Source organism: Dyadobacter sp. UC 10 (assembly GCF_008369915.1).
Taxonomy (GTDB): Bacteria; Bacteroidota; Bacteroidia; order Cytophagales; family Spirosomataceae; genus Dyadobacter.
In genome coordinates this window covers 5,658,623-5,677,226 of sequence record NZ_VSRN01000001.1, presented here as the reverse complement: position 1 = coordinate 5,677,226, position 18,604 = coordinate 5,658,623, and the positions used below count along the sequence as shown (strand labels likewise).

The following is an 18,604-nucleotide window of genomic DNA, read 5'->3' as shown; positions in this document are numbered from 1 at the left end:
GCTAGCATAATTTCTCTATTGATTGGTGATTACTTCGTATACGTATACTTAAAAGTCGTTACCTGGCCATTTACGACCTGCCCTATCTCGGCCCCAACAAAGTATATATTACAAGGCACCTGGATATTATTACCGATTACCGCTTTTTCGTCCCCGTCTTCCAGTGCTTTGATGGTAAAGAATGCCGGACATTTGTTCGAATTGATTGAAAATATACGAACGGAAACTTCATAGAGACCTTCTTCGGGATCTGTAAAGAATGCAATATCTGGACCTGTACCATCTTGGGTATCTTGTACGTACTTGTCCGAATCAGTGAAGGTAAAAGTATAGCCGGAAGGTGTCCGGATAATCATATCAAAATCGTCTGTTGACAATTCCTCCAGCGTAAATGCCAAATCCGAATTAATTGGTTTGTTTTCTTTTTCTGGCTCAGCTTCCGTTTGGAAACTTGCAGTGACTGCCTTACTCAAACAAGCCTGGTCAGGGCTTTCCGCTTGAAGGGCCCAGGAGATATCATGGTCAAATTCAAGGTTTTCCAGCGTAATCTGGTTACCATTTACCATGAAGCCAGCAAGGGACTTCTGCGTATTTTCATCCCGGGCTACAAGACCTACCCTGGTAACGCCAGCAGGCATGTCCCAGGAAAGAAGCACCGAGTTGCCCTCCTGCAATGGGACTCCACTTACATTATTGGGGGTCAGGTTCGTAGGGCTGGGCGGAGTAATGCTATAATCCCCAACAGCCTCTGGCCCAAAGATCCATTCTCCGTTACCGCCCATAACACCGGCAGCCACTTTATAAATGTATTTATTGGGAAAAGTCGACATATTGGCCAGTTTGCCTCCCAGCTGCCCGGTCTGGTACGATCCCAGCTCTGCCTGGGTAGTCCCATTAACACCAGTCAATTTGTAGGTTTGCGCCCCTGCCACAGGCTTCCAATGCAGTACCGGCTCACTGCCAGCTTCCACGCAATCTATATTGTCCACCTCGGGCTTAGGCGCCAAATTCTTGGTAACAATAAATTGGTGCCATTTAGCTACTTCACCTTCTTCTTCCTCGACAATAAAAGGCGGCTCCGGCTTTTTGCGCGGCACGATCGCCCAGTGGTAGGCCTTTTTATCCTCAACACCCTGCAAGCCAGGAACATGGATAGCAAAGCGGGCAGAACCTACTTCCTCTGCGTTCGCGGGCGATTCATAAAAAGGCTCTTTCAGGTAAAACTGGTAGTAGTCGGCCACGTCCGGGCTGAGCCGCGTGGAACGCAAAACAACATCTTCGCCAAACAGGGGTATAGAATCCTGGTCAGCAGGGGATTTCAGCGTGATCGTCGGCATGTCGGTTTCAAATGAAACCTCCTCGGTCCAATCACTGTAAATCGTCGGGAACTGCTCTTTTTCAGCTTCCGTCAGCAGTTGCAGCAGCCCGCCTGGCAAGACATGTACCGCCTTTTCAGAGCCTAGTTTTTGCTTGCCCGCAACAGCATAGCTGTACGGCTTTTTGGCAGACAAAGCCAGCTTTTTCGTAACCGAACTTTGGTCGTCTTCGTCATAGGGTATATCAACAGCGATAGTATGCTCAGCAGCTGTACCCTGTGGGTCTTTCACATGCATATCATAGCCCATGGCGCCGGCCACACTGCCGAAGCTGAAAAAGCTCGACCATGCCGGCACCGTCTCCCCTTTCAGCGGCGAGATGGTTACCGGAGCCGGGACAGGCCCGGCAGTAAAAGGGTATGGAAGGGTCCACTTCTCTTTGCCCAAAAGCGATTCGCAGAACGCAGGGTCGTCCGAGGCTTCGCAATGCGCGCGCGAATCGGGGCCCTGCGCAAGGTGCGAGCGGACAAAATACTTGCCCGGTTCCAGGTTGATGTAACCATAGGTCATACCAGTTGCCAGATCAGGCGCGCTGCTGTTCACAAAACGGTAAACAGGGGCCACATTATCGTTAAAGGCCATACTTGTGCTCACCTCGAACAACCGGTAGCTTTCGTACTGCGGATATTCCGCTTCAACACCCACCTTCGCTGCCCAGGGATAAACCACCGCATCATCCTCAGGGAAATGCGCCAGTGTAGAAGCATAGTCCGGCAGGCCCAATACCGCTGCCCAAGCATCGTAAAACGCAATGTGCTCCTTGGATTTAGCGTGGTATTTAACAGGGTCCAACTTGTGAAGCTCCGACAGGGTCGCCATGCGGAATTCCTCGATGGTTGGGTCATAGGAGACAGTCCGTGACGCGTTCCATAGCACACGCAAAGCAAGCTCCCTGGGGATTTTGTTTACAAAATACGTCAGGCTCCCAGGCTCATCATTCGTGTATCCTTCTGCCCCTTCCGTGCCGTGCACAAGCAGATAATAGAAGAGCTGTAAAAAGCCTGCATTGTGCTTGGCATTGTTTGGTAACCAGTTTGCACCGTGATAAACGCTCGGCTGCCCATGCAGTTTTGGTTGTGAAAAATCAAGTATCTGCGTTGCGTCCTCCATTTCTTCATACAGTGTCCAGATATCCTCTGCCGCTGGATTTTGCTTGGCCCGTTCAAAATCCTTTTTGATTTCCAGTGCAAAGATGCCCGCGAGTCCCGCCTCTAAAATGTCCGCCTCTTCGCCATCCTCCGGATCAAAATTGAAAGGATAGTCCCGGCAGATACTGACAGCCCCCGCATATCGTCGAAAGATTTCATCCCGGCAGGCTACTATCGAAGAGAAATCATATTTCAGTTCCAGTCTTTTAAAAGACGACCAAATTTCGTGCTCTTTATTTATATTATTACCCAATGCATTCAAAAGACTAATTTCTCCTGCTCCGTCCATTCCTGTATGTCCAAACTTATCCCGGAACCAATCTCTCGCAATGCCGGAATGTGCGTGAACGCTGACGGCCATTTTGGATTTGACCGGATCATTATTTCTTCCGTAAATATTCAGGACAGGATCCATACTTGTGAAAGTCTGATAATCCTCCGCGTTAACTTCATCAATTTCAACTGTCTCGATATGATTTTCAGAAGAACAATCCACCAGCTGGGTGATTTTTGCACTACCGGGCTGCGGATTAACTGTCGTCTCCTTCGCGTTAAATGATATCGTTCCGTTTAGCAGACTTTCAGCGGACGCAGTTATGCATTTGCTATTGTACTCCGACTTTACATCAACAGCATCCCAGGCTCGTACAATCTGCCGATAAACATGAGACTCCGGCCCGTATCCCAGATCATTGGTCATTTGCAAAGTCGCCTCACGCAGGTCCGGGTAAGTTGCTTTATCATTATTCCCCAGTTTTTGTGTAAATGCGTTAAATAGTATCCTCAGAGAAAGCTTGAAAGTTTCTTCATTGTTTCCCGGGATCAGCGGTTCGACCGTGAAGGCACCTTTGGCGGGCTTGTCATCAACAAAACCCGACTTACCCTTATTGATCAGATAGAAAAAATACTGCATCACCGCTAGATTATGATGCACCCTGTAACCAGGCTCTGACTCATCTTTTTGCTCATAGAAGTCTCCGAAATAGGCCGAAGGATAGCCTTTCGCTTTTGGATTCCAAAAATGGACAGTCTTAGGCCCTTGAAGATACTCCCAATAGTATGACCAATGTGCCTCGGAGATACTAAAATTGGAAGGCCAGTGACTAAATGCAAAGCCAACAATATTGCAGATGCCTTCATTCAGTTCCTTTCTGGTTTGGCTCGCTAACGGATGGTTGTAACCGGTAAAATCGATGATCCCATGCGTCATTTCATGACCAATTGTAGCCTTAGCATACGATTTCGGAGAAAGTTTTGCAAAGTGGATCCGATCCTTTTCATTTTCGAAAATATCACTGGTCAAATCGTTGTTGATCATGCAAAACACTGGCACGTTTCCCTCTTTATCCCAACCGTTCCATCCCACGCCGTTCTCATCCGTTAAAATAGAATGAGAAAATCCGGTAAATTCCTGTGTATGTTTTAAAATTGTAAATGCCTGAATGTCTGTAGTTGTATTAGGTATAGTTAGGTTTTGATTTAAACCTTCGTATATTTTAACAGCACCAGCGTAGCTGTCTTTATCATTACCATACGGCACCGGAAATGCGACTGCTCCAAACTTATGAGCATTAAAATCTTCCCAAATCACCTGTACCGGCGCATAAAGACCTAGGCTAGGATCCTTTGGAGAAGCGATCGCGATATGTGTAGTGTAATGCGGCCCGAATAGTTTAGTCGGCTTGCTATTATCAAACTCTGTTTCAATATACGGGAGGAATGGTGTTGCATATACACTTTGATCTCCATACAGAACAATGGGCACATTGTTGATTTTTCTAGGCACCGCATTATACAAATTGCCGAGGATACCGTTGGGGCCCGCATTCCCAAACTGCTTAGGCTGATAAAAGAGCGTCTGAGCGACCAGAGAATCGGCCATCGAACCAAGAAGAATCAGACAGAATAGGATTTTGAAAAAGGAATTCGTCGAAAAGGGAGATCGTCGTCTCCAAGGAGGCTGTACATTTTTTCGCATAGTCAACTGATATTAGCGTTTAAAAACTCAGCGATAATACCTTGATATCTACACAAAAATTGCCCCAACAAACAAACGGCCTTAACCCGGTTATCCGCCGGATTAAGGCCTTGAAATAGTTGTATTTGTAAAAAAGAAGTTAGTTCATACCTGCTAAAAATAGCTTAGCAGATATTACAAAACCCTCCCACCTGTGACGTCTATACGTTGCACTCGTTTTACTTTGAAAAGATTTTAAATACAAAACATTATCCCTGCTAACTATACTGCACAAACGCCTCATCCGCATAACACCACAGCCACTTCTCACCGGGCTCGGCTGAGATGACTACAGGGTGCCCGGTTGCGTGGAAGTGCTGGGTCATGTGTTTAGCGGGCGAACTGTCGCAGCAGAGCGTTACGCCGCAGGTCTGACAAGTACGGAGGTGCAGCCAGCGGCCCTCTGCTTTTACGCATTCTTCACAGACGCGTTCGCCGGGTAATTTTAAGTCGGTAAGATCCTTGATATGCTCACAAATCTGGTCCATTATACTTCACTTAAATATTGATGTACAAAACTGATTGACATAGAGCCTTCGCCTACGGCAGAAGTTACGCGGTTCATCGCGCCGGCGCGCACGTCGCCGGCTGCAAAAATGCCCGGCGAGCTGGTTTCCAGCAGATAGGGGTCGCGGTCGGCTTTCCAGATCTGTTTGAAATTGTTATAACCCTTCATTTCCCGGCCGGTTTCAATAAATCCCTTGTTGTTTTTAATGATTTCCAGACCCACCCAATCGGTATAAGGCCGCGCGCCTATGAAGATAAAAAGTGCATCCGACGGCACTGTGCGCTCTTCACTGGTGTTCAGGTCAACCAGCTTCAATGATTCCAGGCGATCGCTTCCACCCGCTTCGACGATTTCTGTGCAGCCTAACACCGTAATATTGTCGGTACCCTTGATCTGATCTATCAGATAGGAAGACATGGATGAAGTCAGATCGTTTTTACGTATTAGAATGAACACATTACGTGCAAATTTAGACAAATACATGGCCGCCTGTCCGGCAGAATTGCCCCCTCCAAGTACGTAAACGTCTTTGTTCCCGCAGGAAGCCGCTTCAGTACTGGCTGCTCCGTAATAAATGCCTTTTCCGGTGAACTCCTCCACTCCCTTCGTTTCAAGTTTACGATAATCAACACCCGTTGTAATTACAACAGCTTTACCATTGACCTCGCTGCCATCGCCGAGCACAATCGTTTTATACTTATCCTTCAGTTTGATTTCCTTCACAAACTGAGGGGAAAGCATTTCCGTCCCAAACCGCGTCGCCTGCGTTACAGCGCGGCGCGTCAGTTCGGCACCGCTCAAACCGGTTGGAAAGCCAAGGTAATTTTCAATCCTCGAACTTGTACCAGCCTGTCCGCCGGGCGCTTTGCGCTCGATCAATAAAGTACTTAAACCTTCCGAAGCACCATATACCGAAGCAGCAAGTCCGGCAGGCCCTGCGCCGATGATAATTACGTCATAAATCTGCTGCTTGGTCTTTGCATTCAGCCCGATCCTTTCCGCTATATCAATCAGAGACGGGGTTTTCAACAGAGTACCATCCTCAAATATAACTGCCGGAAAATCAACGGGGCAAAGGTTATTCGTCGCGCTGATCTGTTTCCCCAGCTCATTCGACTCCGCGTCCAGCCAGGTATAGGGCATTAAATTACCGGCAAGAAAGTCTTTGATTTCGTGAGACTTAGGGGAAAATTGGTAACCTAACACTTTAATACCTTTAAAATCGGGACGATAGTTGCCCTGCCAATCGTGCAACAGCTCGTCTATTGCGGGATACAGCTTTTCTTCCGGCGGGTCCCATGGCTTCATCAGATAGTAATCCAGCTGCACGTCGTTAATTGCCTTGATCGCAGCTTCTGTATCGGAATAAGCGGTTAATAAAACTTTTTTGGCAAAAGGAAAAAGTACTTTGGCTTTCTCAAGAAAATCGACGCCCTGCATTTCCGGCATGCGCTGATCGGAGATAAAAATCGCTACTTCCTCGCCCTTGTTCTGTAATTCGAGCAGACTTTCCATTGCCTCAGCGACAGAAGTAGTGCTGAGTACCTTGTACTTATCTCTGTAATGTGATTTAAGATCGCGGCTGATTGCCCGTAAAACCTGAGGATCGTCGTCAATTGAAAATATAATGGGCAAACCCATAATAAGGAACGTTTTTATGATGCTGAAACTAAATTATCCATTAATCGGGAAACAAACCAGAAATTCGGTTTTCCCCGGCTCCGAGTTCAGGGTCACGGATCCGTGATGCTGCTTAATGATCCGCGTAACCACATCCAGCCCGAGACCGGTACCTTTCCCTACGGATTTGGTGGTAAAAAACGGATCGAAAATCTTGGAGCGGATTTCTTTTGGAATACCGGGCCCATTGTCGCAGATCGCCACTTTAACAAAATCCTTTTCGCGAAAACTCACAATTTTGAGCTCGGCCCCCGGCTGCCCTTCCAATGCATCTATCGCATTATCAATCAGATTTGTCCAAACCTGGTTCAGCTCGCCCACCATCGCCCTGATCTTCGGTAGGGTGAGATCAAATTCTTCGATGACCTTTACATTGGCTTTCTTAATTTTATAGTTGAGCATCACGATCGTATTGCGGATCCCAGTGTGAATATCGACCATCTCCCGCTCGCCCCCACGGTCCATATGCGTGAAGGTTTTTACTGAACCGACCAGATCTGCGATCCGCTTGGAAGCTTCCTGAATATCTGCTACCATTCGCTCAGTTGTCAGGTTATTGTTGATCCACAGCAAAATAGGCGACAAATCATCCTTATTGATTTTGCTTTTCAGTTCTTCCAGATCCTCTTCACTAATGCCAAATTCCACAAGGTTCTCGGCGATATCTTCACAACCGGCAATACTGTGTTCGTCCAGCCAATCCAATATTTCATCCTCCATTTCTGAACGTCTCATCATATTCAGCACCGGTCTTTCGGTTGTCTGCAAAATGGCGGTCATCTTATTATTGATAACATCTACCTCCTCGGGAGATAAATGAATGGATATCAGCTTTTTGAAATCGCCCGGCTGCATCAGCAGGTGCTTTTTAAGGGAGACCGACCCACGCACGATCGCCGCAGCCGGATTGTTCAATTCGTGTGCCAAACCTGCGGACAATTTACCCAGCGCCATCATTTTCTCATTCTGCTGTTCCAGCTCCGTAAATTCTCTCACGCGGGAAGTCATGACGATCACGAGCGCCTGCGTCAGCTCATAATTGGAAACGATCAGCTCCCGCATCAGCTCCTTCGGAAATGTCATTATCTGGGTCAGCTCGACACACTGGCCAAATGCAATGCCGATCTTGCCCCTGGAAAAAGGCAGCACACCCGTAATAGTCCCGGGCAGCAGCTCTGCAATGGTGTGTTTGGTATTGTTTTGAATGCGGTAAAGCTCAATCTTACCTGAAAACAAAATGTGAGTACCTTCCAGCTGATCACCAGGCCTGGACATGAAGTCGCCTTCCTGTAATTCGTAATGCCTGCTTTTGTCGATCATCCATTGGAGCTGGTCCTCAGGAACTTCCTTGAATACCTCTATTGATTGGAGGTCATTAACACTGATATCTTTCATAAAACGTTGGTATTGTCGTTTTGCCAGTCCCTAATTACGCTATAAAATCGCCAGGACAGGGAAAAAATTCACTGAACCTGACGAAAGCGACATCAAAAGTGTCCAAAAAGCAAGCTATGCGGCGCCGGACGATACAATGCGATTATAAATTTTGTATTCCGGAATTCCATGCAGCGGTTCGGCAAGACTGACTTCGACCCAATCGCGGTTATTCTGATGAATGAATGCGCCATTACACGTTGGAAAGAGCGATTTTAGGATTTCAACAGAATCCGGTTCCAGAATAATCTCCTCGTGGCCGAGGTCGCTGGCGTAGTAAAATCCCTTACAAAGCCCTATCGACGTTTCGAATTCCACCTTCACCAAACTTCCTGAGAGTTCCGGCTGCGCGGCTTCCACGACAATTTCCTCACGCAAATCCTCGGCTGTCCCCAGCGTCTCTTCCTGTTCACCCAGAATATCAATAACTCCCATGATTATAGCGGTCTGTTTAAATTCAATAGAGACTGTCATCGCAAAAACCATTCCCGAAACCTAGATCAATATGACAGCGGTATGATTATTTGTTCAGCCAAAATATGGAACAAGCACCTCATATTCACATCGCTACGTCCGGATTGAACTGCAAGTACCGGGCTGGTTTCGAATATCTTTTATCCGCCCGAATTAATACTGTGCCTCCTGGCGAAATATATTTTTATCCGTTTTCATGGCCCCAAAGAGTTGTACAGCTTTCCCCATCCGGAGAACGTCTTACAGAATTATACGAAGAAGTTTGTGGAATGAAAGCGACAGGGGCATGCTGCCGGGGTATTTTTTAACAATGACGTTAACAGGCATGCATTTAGGAACACAGCCTTGTCGCAGCGTTTGATTGATGACATTTCCTGATTCTATTTCAATCTGAACTTTGAAAATTATGAGCCTTTCAAAATACAATCAAAAGAGAAAGTTTGATAAAACACCGGAACCCAAAGGAGGCCAGACTCAATCGGAAGAGCTGATCTTCGTGATACAGAAGCATGACGCGTCGCGGTTGCATTATGATTTTCGGCTTGAAATGGATGGTGTCCTCAAAAGCTGGGCAGTACCGAAAGGCCCGTCGACCGACCCGGCAGTGAAGCGACTGGCAATGATGGTGGAAGATCATCCCTATGACTACAAAGATTTTGAAGGTATTATTCCGAAAGGCAATTATGGAGCAGGAACTGTTATGGTTTGGGATTTTGGCACATATGAGCCTCTTGAAAAGACCGGATCGAAAAAGGAAATGGAAAAGGAGCTTTTGAAGGAATTGAAATCAGGCTCACTGAAATTTAAACTAAAAGGAAAAAAACTGAAAGGCGAGTTCGCATTGGTCAAAACAGCTATGGAAGAGAATTCCTGGTTATTGATCAAGCATCGCGACAAGTTTGCCGATGAAAGTGATATTACCGAGAAAGACAGGTCGGTTTTGTCCCGCAGAACGCTGGAAGGAATTGAGAAATCACCTGAGCATATCTACGGAGAAGAAGACCCTGATCAGGATATTAAAAACGATAAAAAAGCAAAGCCCGCAGAGAAAAGTACAGCAAAGGCTAACGAAGCTTTGGAGAAAAGCAGTGAAGACAAGGACAGTGGAAAAGCAAAAAAAAAAGTAACCGCGATCCTGAAACAAGCGCCAAAAAGTAAGTTCCCGGAGACACTAATGCCCATGCTGGCGACGCTGGTAGACGGGCCTTTTGACGACCCGGGCTGGGAATACGAGGTAAAATGGGACGGTTATCGCGCGGTTGCGTACCTGAACAAAGGCGAGGCAGATCTAAAGTCCCGGAATAAAAAGTCGTTTAACGATAAGTTTTATCCCGTTTATGATAGCCTGAAAGCATGGAAAATCAATGCTGTGCTTGACGGTGAAGTAGTTGTGATCAAAGACAACGGACAGTCGGATTTTAATGCTCTGCAGAACTGGCGCAGTGAAGCTGACGGTCAGCTGGTTTATTATGTTTTCGATATTTTATGGCTTGATGGCAAAGACCTGACCGGTTTGCCCCTTTCGGAGAGAAAAGCTGTATTGCAAAGTATCATTTCGGAAGATGCCCCGGCAAAGCTAGGTTACAGCGTTGCCGCCGAAGGCACCGCATTCTTCGATGCGGCGAAAAACATGGGGCTGGAGGGTATCATCGCAAAGAAATCCGACAGCGTTTATTTTCCCGGCATCAGGACAAAGGATTGGCTGAAAATCAAGATTAATAAACGGCAGGAAGTGATCGTTGCCGGCTATACGCAGAATGCCGGATCATCGAAGTTGTTCAGTTCGCTGCTACTCGGTGCATACGAACATGGGAAGCTGCAGTATGTAGGTAAAGTGGGTACCGGTTTCAAAGACAAGCAGCAAAAGGAGATGCTCGCACAATTCAAGCCTCTGATCATCAAAAAAAGCCCGTTTGAAGAAGTTCCAGACTACAATAAGCCCTCGCGTTTCCGGCCAAATCCGCCCAAAGCAGATGCTACCTGGCTAAAACCTGAACTGGTGTGCGAGATCAGTTTTGCGGAGGTCACGGCAGACGGGGTTTTCAGGCACCCCTCATTCGAAGGTATGCGCGAGGATAAGGCGGCCAGGGATGTTGTCAGGGAAATAGAGAAACCTGCGGAGGAAGTCGTTGAAGATAATGACGAAAAAAATAAGGTGATCAGCAAGCCGGGGAAAGCGAAACGGAAGACACTCCTTAATCCCAAAGACGAAACTCAAACAAGAAAACTGAACGGGAATGAGCTTAAATTTTCAAACCTGAGCAAAGTATTCTGGCCGGAAGAAAAAATCACGAAACGCGATTTGATCAATTACTATTACCAGATTGCACCCTTCATCATGCCTTACCTCGAAAACCGGCCTATGTCGCTGAACAGGTTCCCGAATGGTATCAACGGGAAAAGTTTCTACCAGAAAGATGTAACCGGAAAGGTGCCGTCCTGGATTGATACTTTTCCCTATGAGGCTGACAATGAGAAGAAAAACTTCATGATTAGCAATGATGAAGCCAGCCTGCTATATATGATCAATCTGGGATGCATTGATGTAAACCCCTGGAATAGCCGCATTGAAACGCCCGATAACCCCGACTGGTGCCTGCTTGACCTGGATCCCGATACTTCCAATACGTTTGAGCAGGTGATACTTACCGCCCAGACTATAAAGCAGCTGCTGGATTCCATTCAGGTGGTCAGCTACTGTAAAACCTCCGGCTCCACAGGATTGCACATTTACATTCCGCTTGCCGCAAAATATACCTATGATCAATGCCAGATGTTCGCGAACTGGGTCGCATCCCAGGTACAGCAGGAATTGCCGGGCTTTACCAGTGTGGAGCGAATGACGAAAAACAGAAAAGGAAAGCTATATATCGACTATTTACAAAACAGGCCGAAAGCAACATTGGCCGCGCCCTATTCAGTCAGGCCAAAACCCGGTGCCACCGTATCCATGCCACTGCATTGGGACGAAGTCAGGAAGGGATTGCAGCTGAAAGATTTCACGATCAACAATGCGATAGAACGGGTCCGGCAGGAGGGTGATTTGTTTAAGCCGGTACTGGGAGAAGGAATTGATCTCGAAGAAGTGATCAGTAAAATTGAGATTGAAAAGTAGCTGTTGATTAGCTGAGAAAGGGAAAATTGCTTTAAACAAACCGATAGTTAACTGAATTTGACCTGTCAGTCAACAACTTTGTGAAAGCGGCCTAGAACTATTTTGTTTGTAACGGCTTAATAAAAGTGGGTATCACACACTATAACGTTAGACTATACACACACTTACTTTTTTCTTTACTCCGTTTTTCTGTCCGCAAGCTCCCCCATTTTTCCCAACGGACGCGCCCGGTTTTTCTTCAATCCTGATCTCACAGTCTTTTAATTGCAAAGAATTGCCCTCCTGACATATTCAGGATCATATTTTACCAATACACTGCTTCCCTGCCGTATCACTTCGTATCTGGAATAAGACAGTACCTCGGTCATTTCGGCCACAAATTCTTTTCCTTGCGCAGACTGTACTTTTACTTTTACCTGAAACTCCGGCTGATTGTTAAGGTACTCACCGGTAGGTTCGATTTTCAATACAGTTGCATTAGCTTCCACGCCTTCTTTGAGGATTTTCTTTTTTCTCTCTTCCCTGCGTCTTTTGCGGAAAGTGGAATAAATGGAGTACGCAACCATGCAGATCAGTATAATGGTGGCGCCAATTGCCCTGTCAGTGTCTTCCACAGCTTCTATAATTATGATTGTGTACCAAAGTAAGGTATAGAATACGCAAATTGGATTTTTTCACTTAGTGAACGGCTGCCGTTCTTATTTTTTGGTACAATTGGCGCGTAAAAGCACCTGTCGGACCATGTAAATCCCGCTAAACCCTTCGTACAATTAAATGATGTTCTCTTTTCTCGCCGGCATGGGCTGGGAATTGTAATCTATCCAGTAGTGACAGACCGTCTCGATCAGGAACCGAAGCTCTTCAAATTCTACCGGTTTAACTATAAACGAGTTGGCTCCGGCTGAATAGCATTTCTGAATATCCTGGTCCGAGGAACTGTTTGTGAGGATAATGATCGGCAGGGTTGACCACATTGTATACTGGTTATCCGGGGTTTTTCGAACAAGGCGTAATAGATCATAGCCGTTAATGTTAGGCATATGTAAATCCAGAATAATCAAACCTGGATGCCTGCCAGAATATTCGGGAGATGATTGCAGAACCATGAACTGGTAAAGTTCAGCGGCTCCCTGAAAAAAACGGACATGGTAATTAGGTAAAAATTCTTTGAAAATAGTGCGGATTAAAAGTCGTTGATCCGCTGAATCGTCGACCAGGTACACTTCACGTTTGTCCATGAATACTTAAAGTTATATTGCTATATTCAAAAAACAGCAAAAACCATACCATATACGCAGAATTTTATCCCGCAAGATTAATGATCGACTTTACCTTCCCTTAACTGGCACAGACTTTGAGCGAATCAGGTACCTGAACTTTCTAAATAGCTAATTCAATGGAAATCAAATCAAACCAATCAACTACCAACAGGCCCGACGGAGACAGGATCTTAAATGCTCCTTATGTTTTCACAGATATACCCATGTATCTGCAACAGCTTAAATCAGAGAAATCCTGGGAAAAGAATGACCGCAATGCGATCACAGTATTTAAATCGGATAAGATCACGATGGTTGTTGCTGCGCTGAGAGCCGGGGCTGTTGTGAATGATCACGCAATCGATGAATGCCTGACTTGCCAGGTATTGTCTGGAGAGCTAAAAGCAGAAACGGAGGGAAGAATATTTTACATCAGTGCCGGGCAGATGATGACTTTTCACGCGCACCTCGCCCATTCTATACAGGCTCTGGAGAATTCCGAGATCCTGATTACCACATTCAAGGGATAGGTTACTGGGGAAAAGTGTCGGTTGGATACGGCTACAAGTCAGCCGCATCCACCAGTTCACTTTAAACATAACTTTTTTGCATTTTATACCGGGAAAACAGCGCCCAGCCTAAGGCTGTGACCGCCGCAACTGCACTCACAGTCAGCAACATTTCTACCGGATTCGAACTTTCTTTCGGAAGTGAAACCACTCCGGAGCTGTCGGTAACCGCAGGCGACATTATATATCTTCCTCTTTTGGGTACGGCGAGTTGTTGAAAATAATAAGCCAGCTCCAACAATTCCTGCTGCATATCTTTTCCCGAAAGGGGCTTGCCGTGCCCGGTAGCAACTACATTCGGCAGCAATGATGCCAGTGTTTCCACAGAGCTTTCAGCCTTTAACCAGTCGCAGGTGAAGTATTTGGGCGGCCCTGAAATGATCTTGCTCTGGGTGAGCACTGAAAATACGGACTCTTGCGTCGTCGTGACAAATGCATCGCCGGCAATCAGAACTTTATCTCCTTCCCGCCAAAAACTCACGTGCCCCGGAGCGTGTCCCGGCGTTGGGATATAGGTCCAGTCGGGCAAAAACGGAACACTGGCATCAATACCCGGAAACGCCTCAACAAGTCCGGTCAAATCAATCGGATGCTTTGGATAGAATTCCGAAAGATAGGTCATCAAGCCACCTCCCACAGATGGATCTGGCGGTGGATACGCTGATTTGCCGGTTAAATAAGGCAACTCCAGATAGTGTGCATATACTGGTACATTCCATTCTTCTGCCAGCCGCTTTAAGGATCCGGTATGATCAAAGTGACCATGGGTGAGCAGTATGGCGGCCGGTTTCGCATTTTCCCCGAAGAGGCTCGCGGCCATTTTTTTGATCTTGGGATACGCTGTCTTTAAGCCGGCATCGATAAGGACCCACGAACCATCCGATTCGTTTTTGACAATATATACGTTTGTGAACATATCCGTCAAACCCCAGACCCCTTCCGCCACCTCAAAATAGGACTTATCCCGCTGAATCGCTTTTTGTTCCATTTTAAAAAAGTTTCGTATCAAGAATGTTTAGGCCGGTTTAAAAACCATGCCATAAAGCGGCTTCGAGCCGGGAAGATTTTCTGCATTCTCCTAGCACCCAAAATCCCTGTCTCATGTTGTTGTCAATCGAAAACGTTTCAAAACCGGTTAGGCGCGATTTTTGAGTGCCGAAATCAAATCATTGACCAAACAGCAAAGACATGATTGTGGAACAAACCATGAATGAGACACCCGAAGAAACCAGATACCTGTGGTGGCAGCACGGGGTAATATATCAGATATATCCGCGCTCTTTCCAGGATTCGGATGGTGACGGTATCGGCGACCTGAAAGGTATTATCAGCAGGCTCGACTACCTGCAATGGTTGGGAATAGATTGCATCTGGCTTTCACCGGTATATCCTTCCCCGATGGCGGATTTTGGATATGATATTTCCGACTACCGCGGCATTCACCCGCTTTTCGGTACAATGGAAGATTTTGACGGGTTACTGAAAGAGGTACATAGCCGGGGAATGAAGCTGCTCCTCGACCTGGTCCCGAATCATTCTTCCGACCAGCATCCGTGGTTCCTGGAAAGCCGCTCATCCCGCGATAACCCAAAACGCGACTGGTACATCTGGCACGACGGAGGCGAAAATGGAGAACTGCCCAATAATTGGCTCAGCGTTTTTGGGGGCCACGCCTGGGAATGGGACGAGAAAACAAGCCAATACTATTACCACGCGTTTTTGAAAGAACAGCCCGATCTGAACTGGCGAAACCCGGAAGTTCAGCAGGTCATGCTGGATGTAATGCGTTTCTGGCTTGATAAGGGGATTGACGGCTTCCGCGTGGATGTGATGTGGCACATGATCAAAGACAGTCAACTGCGCGATAATCCTCCTGCGCCAAATTCTCCCTATGACGCGAAAGATCTCATTTACGACCATTATAACCCGGTTTATTCTACCGATCAGCCGGAAGTTCACGCGATCGTCCGCATGATGCGGGAGCTTGTGGATGAGTACGATGAGCGTGTCCTGATAGGCGAGATCTACCTGCCCATTCATAAGCTTGTAACATATTACGGTCAAAATAACCGGGGGGCACATTTGCCATTTAATTTTCAACTGCTCACCCTTCCCTGGGATGCCCCGCAAATTGCGATGGCCATCGATGAATACGAAGGAGCACTGCCTACGGGGGGCTGGCCCAACTGGGTCCTCGGCAATCATGATAAGCCCCGCATTGCAAGCCGTGTAGGCCGGGCTCAGGCAAAAGTGGCCGCTATGATGCTGTTGACGCTGCGCGGCACACCGACAATTTATTACGGTGATGAAATTTGTATGCGGGATGTACCCATTCCGATGGATGAAATCGTGGATCCACAGGGGCTGAATATGCCGGACCTGAATGTGAGCCGCGACCCGGCCCGTACACCAATGCAATGGAGCAATGAAATCCACAGCGGGTTTTCGAAACATAAGCCGTGGCTCCGGCTTCCTTACAATTCCGGGCGAGAAAATGTTGATAACCAGCGAAATGACCCTCATTCGATGCTTTCATTTTATCATAAACTGATTGCAGCGAGAAAAGAATACGCAGCCCTGAATGTGGGAGCTTATAGCCCCTGCTATTCTGACCAGCAGCTCATATCTTATATCAGGGAATTTGGGGATGAAAAATTTCTGATCATTCTCAACCTCAGCCACCGTCCGGGTTATTTCAAACCACGCACAGGAAACCATTCGGGGACTGTCATTCTAGGCACTGAAATGGAACGGATCGGAATGAGCGTATCGGACGTGATTACCCTGAGTGGTGACGAAGGGCTGCTTATTAAACTATCGTAGTATACACTTTTCAATGATCAGATATGCCGTCAGAAATTGTAAAAGAATGCAGTAAAGCATTGGCAGAAAGAGGACTATGCATTGCATTTGCTGAAAGCGCAACAGCAGGACGCCTTTCCGCAGAATTTTCGCTTTGCTCCGAATCGGGTACTGTATTGAAAGGCGGGCTGGTTTGCTATGATGCCTTTTTGAAGCAAACTATTCTCCACGTGCCAGCTGATATGATCCGGACGTTCACACCGGAAAGCGCTGAGGTAACGCAGGAACTGGCCCATCGCCTTCAGACCTTCATACCCGCGGATATTCACATGGCTGTGACTGGTCTCACTTGCCCCGGAGGAAGCGAAACAGCCGAGAAGCCTGTCGGGACTGTCTTTTTGCATGTCTATATAAAAGGAAAGTCAATCGGTATCCGGGAAGTTTTTAAAGGAAATCCGGAAGAGATTGTTCTGAAGGCCGTCGACAGGGCTGCGGAGGCGATTCTTGCCGAGCTACCCAAACATTTTCAACACACTGATGATCAATTACTTATTTAGCAACAAAAAGCAAACTATTAAATCAAGTCTTACATCAACAAAAACTGAAATCATGAAAAAGATAAGAACTAAAGGTGCATTACTCGGGTTGGCTTTTTGCCTTTTCTTCGCATCCTGCGGAAAGAAAAATGATGACCGCGAAGGCAGCGCAGGGTCAGGGAGTGCTACGGAAACCACGCCAAATGATAGCAGCGGCGCTGAAAGCCGGAAAGCATTGGGAGTCGGCGAGGATAATCAGGACGATTCGCTTGGGTATCCATCGAATCAATCCAACCTCAACGCCGATTCGACGAAAGTAAAACACGATGACCATCTTCCCGCGGAACCAAAAAAATGATCACTTTCCGCATTCGTTGCGGATTCTAAACTAAACCAGACACAAAAAAGCCGGCTTGAAAAACCGGCTTTTTTGTGTCTGTTGATGATGAAGTTTAATATTAATGCACCTTCTCAGCGTCACGCAACCTCTTTACTGTGTCGTGGCCGGATCTCAAAGTGGCTTTTTGTTTGGTGATAAGCGAACGCAGGTCTGGCGTAAGTGCGTCTGATTTCAGCGCGGATTCGTAAGCTTTCTGCGCCGCATCTTCTCCAAATTCAGAATTTTCGAGCGCAGTCTGCCTGTTTTCACTGGTGAATGCGGACTTGATATCCATCCAGGCCCGATATATTTTACCTGATACCATTGTTCCGGTTGCCGGCTCGCCACCCAGGGCATTGACCTCGGTGGTCAGCTCGGATACGTTTTGCCTGCTATGATCAGCAAGGTTGCTGAAAAGCGATTTAAGGTCTGTATCGGAAGCATCTGTTTCATCAGATGCCTTTTTATACCCTTCTATACGATCGTTATTGATTAATATAAGATCATTCAGTACTTCTACAATTTCTGAATTTTGTGCCATGACTATCTTCATGATTGGTTATGCCTCCTGTCCAAAAACAATCATTCCAATGCCTGATACTTCGACACCCAAGGCAGCAGGTCAGGATTTGTGGAGCTTTTTGCGCCGTATATTCAAAATCGGTCCGTTCTACCGAAAAGGGCCTTACCTGGCGCTGAGTTTTCTTCTTACCTTACTCAGGAATTCAGGCGAAAATCCAAGATATGAAGCGATATAATGCTGGGCTACACGTTGGGGAATGGTGGGGTAACGGTTAAGAAAATCAAGATATTTTTCAACTGCACTTGTTGAGATCGTCCGAAACAGCCTCTCCTGCGTCTGCGCCAGGTTCCGTTGCACCATTAGCCGGAACATCCGTTCAAAACCGGAAACTTCTGTCAGCAGCGTCTCCTTACTTTCCGGCGTAAGCAGGAGCACCTGGCAATCTTCCAGTGTTTCAATGTACACATGGCTTGGCGTCTGGTTCTGGAAACTTGTGATGTCACTTACCCACCAGTCTTCAATCGCAAACTGAAGTGTCACCTCCGCACCCGTCCCATCGATGTAATAGGTACGTATGCAACCTTTGAGAATGTATGCTTCAAATTGACAAACCTCGCCTTCCAGCAACAGGAATGTCTTCTTTGGAAATGTTTTGTATTGAAGTAAGGAATCAAAAAATTCCAGGTCCTGAGCCGAAAAATGCATGCAGCGCAATGCATAATCATTGATTTTTTCAAACATGCCGTTTTTCTGTTCCATTGCCCCAAAAGTAAAAAACCCGGCC

The 18,604-nt window shown here is 46.7% G+C and carries 15 protein-coding genes; 5 read left to right on the top strand and 10 right to left on the bottom strand.

Annotated features, from left to right (window positions below; all coding sequences use genetic code 11):
* Positions 1-29: 29 nt before the first annotated feature.
* The 5 genes from FXO21_RS23500 to FXO21_RS23480 all read right to left on the bottom strand — a co-directional run bounded on the left by FXO21_RS23500 (position 30) and on the right by FXO21_RS23480 (position 8,598).
* Positions 30-4,406 carry a M4 family metallopeptidase gene (locus FXO21_RS23500; protein WP_192579310.1) on the bottom strand — a complete coding sequence of 1,459 codons (4,377 nt, stop codon included), beginning with the start codon at positions 4,404-4,406 and terminating at the stop codon, positions 30-32.
* Positions 4,407-4,759: 353 nt separating this feature from the next.
* The gene (locus FXO21_RS23495) at positions 4,760-5,029 is read right to left on the bottom strand and encodes a UBP-type zinc finger domain-containing protein (RefSeq protein WP_149642364.1); all 270 of its coding nucleotides are present in this window, start codon (positions 5,027-5,029) and stop codon (positions 4,760-4,762) included.
* Positions 5,029-6,690, bottom strand: coding sequence for a response regulator (locus FXO21_RS23490; RefSeq protein ID WP_149642363.1), 1,662 nt, complete (start codon positions 6,688-6,690; stop codon positions 5,029-5,031). Before FXO21_RS23490 ends, FXO21_RS23495 begins: the two co-directional genes overlap by 1 nt.
* A 33-nt stretch (positions 6,691-6,723) precedes the next feature.
* Positions 6,724-8,124: an ATP-binding protein gene (locus tag FXO21_RS23485; protein WP_149642362.1), complete on the bottom strand. Its 1,401-nt coding sequence runs from the start codon at positions 8,122-8,124 to the stop codon at positions 6,724-6,726.
* Between the two features lie 114 nt (positions 8,125-8,238).
* Positions 8,239-8,598 carry a hypothetical protein gene (locus FXO21_RS23480; protein WP_149642361.1) on the bottom strand — a complete coding sequence of 120 codons (360 nt, stop codon included), beginning with the start codon at positions 8,596-8,598 and terminating at the stop codon, positions 8,239-8,241.
* Positions 8,599-9,043: 445 nt separating this feature from the next.
* On the opposite strand from FXO21_RS23480, the gene ligD reads away from it, so the two are divergent.
* Positions 9,044-11,752: a DNA ligase D gene (gene ligD, locus FXO21_RS23475; protein ID WP_149642360.1), complete on the top strand. Its 2,709-nt coding sequence runs from the start codon at positions 9,044-9,046 to the stop codon at positions 11,750-11,752.
* Positions 11,753-12,012: 260 nt separating this feature from the next.
* Here the strand turns inward: ligD and FXO21_RS23470 are convergent, their stop codons facing one another.
* Together FXO21_RS23470 and FXO21_RS23465 are read right to left on the bottom strand one after the other, a co-directional pair.
* Positions 12,013-12,366, bottom strand: coding sequence for a DUF3592 domain-containing protein (locus FXO21_RS23470; RefSeq protein ID WP_225865830.1), 354 nt, complete (start codon positions 12,364-12,366; stop codon positions 12,013-12,015).
* A 156-nt stretch (positions 12,367-12,522) separates the two neighbouring features.
* The gene (locus FXO21_RS23465; RefSeq protein WP_149642359.1) at positions 12,523-12,990 is read right to left on the bottom strand and encodes a response regulator; all 468 of its coding nucleotides are present in this window, start codon (positions 12,988-12,990) and stop codon (positions 12,523-12,525) included.
* Positions 12,991-13,148: 158 nt separating this feature from the next.
* Here FXO21_RS23465 and FXO21_RS23460 point away from each other — a divergent pair, with 158 nt between their 5' ends.
* Positions 13,149-13,541, top strand: a complete 393-nt coding sequence (locus tag FXO21_RS23460; RefSeq protein WP_149642358.1) for a cupin domain-containing protein — start codon at positions 13,149-13,151, stop codon at positions 13,539-13,541.
* Between the two features lie 61 nt (positions 13,542-13,602).
* Here FXO21_RS23460 and FXO21_RS23455 read toward each other — a convergent pair whose 3' ends face one another.
* Positions 13,603-14,568, bottom strand: coding sequence for an MBL fold metallo-hydrolase (locus FXO21_RS23455; RefSeq protein ID WP_149642357.1), 966 nt, complete (start codon positions 14,566-14,568; stop codon positions 13,603-13,605).
* Positions 14,569-14,768: 200 nt separating this feature from the next.
* Here FXO21_RS23455 and FXO21_RS23450 point away from each other — a divergent pair, with 200 nt between their 5' ends.
* Genes FXO21_RS23450 through FXO21_RS23440 form a run of 3 tightly spaced genes read left to right on the top strand, consistent with a single transcriptional unit; the run spans position 14,769 to position 17,276 of the window.
* Entirely contained in the window at positions 14,769-16,403 is a 1,635-nt protein-coding gene (locus tag FXO21_RS23450; protein ID WP_225865829.1) for an alpha-amylase family glycosyl hydrolase, read from the top strand.
* 23 nt (positions 16,404-16,426) lie between these two features.
* Positions 16,427-16,939 (top strand): CinA family protein, encoded by a 513-nt coding sequence (locus tag FXO21_RS23445; protein ID WP_149642356.1) that lies wholly within the window; start codon positions 16,427-16,429, stop codon positions 16,937-16,939.
* 52 nt (positions 16,940-16,991) lie between these two features.
* Positions 16,992-17,276 carry a hypothetical protein gene (locus FXO21_RS23440; protein ID WP_149642355.1) on the top strand — a complete coding sequence of 95 codons (285 nt, stop codon included), beginning with the start codon at positions 16,992-16,994 and terminating at the stop codon, positions 17,274-17,276.
* 100 nt (positions 17,277-17,376) lie between these two features.
* On the opposite strand, the gene FXO21_RS23435 is transcribed toward FXO21_RS23440, so the two are convergent.
* Entirely contained in the window at positions 17,377-17,838 is a 462-nt protein-coding gene (locus FXO21_RS23435; protein ID WP_149642354.1) for a ferritin-like domain-containing protein, read from the bottom strand.
* A gap of 144 nt (positions 17,839-17,982) precedes the next feature.
* On the bottom strand, positions 17,983-18,579 hold the full coding sequence (locus FXO21_RS23430) for a Crp/Fnr family transcriptional regulator (protein WP_225865828.1): 597 nt from the start codon (positions 18,577-18,579) through the stop codon (positions 17,983-17,985).
* Positions 18,580-18,604 lie beyond the last annotated feature (25 nt).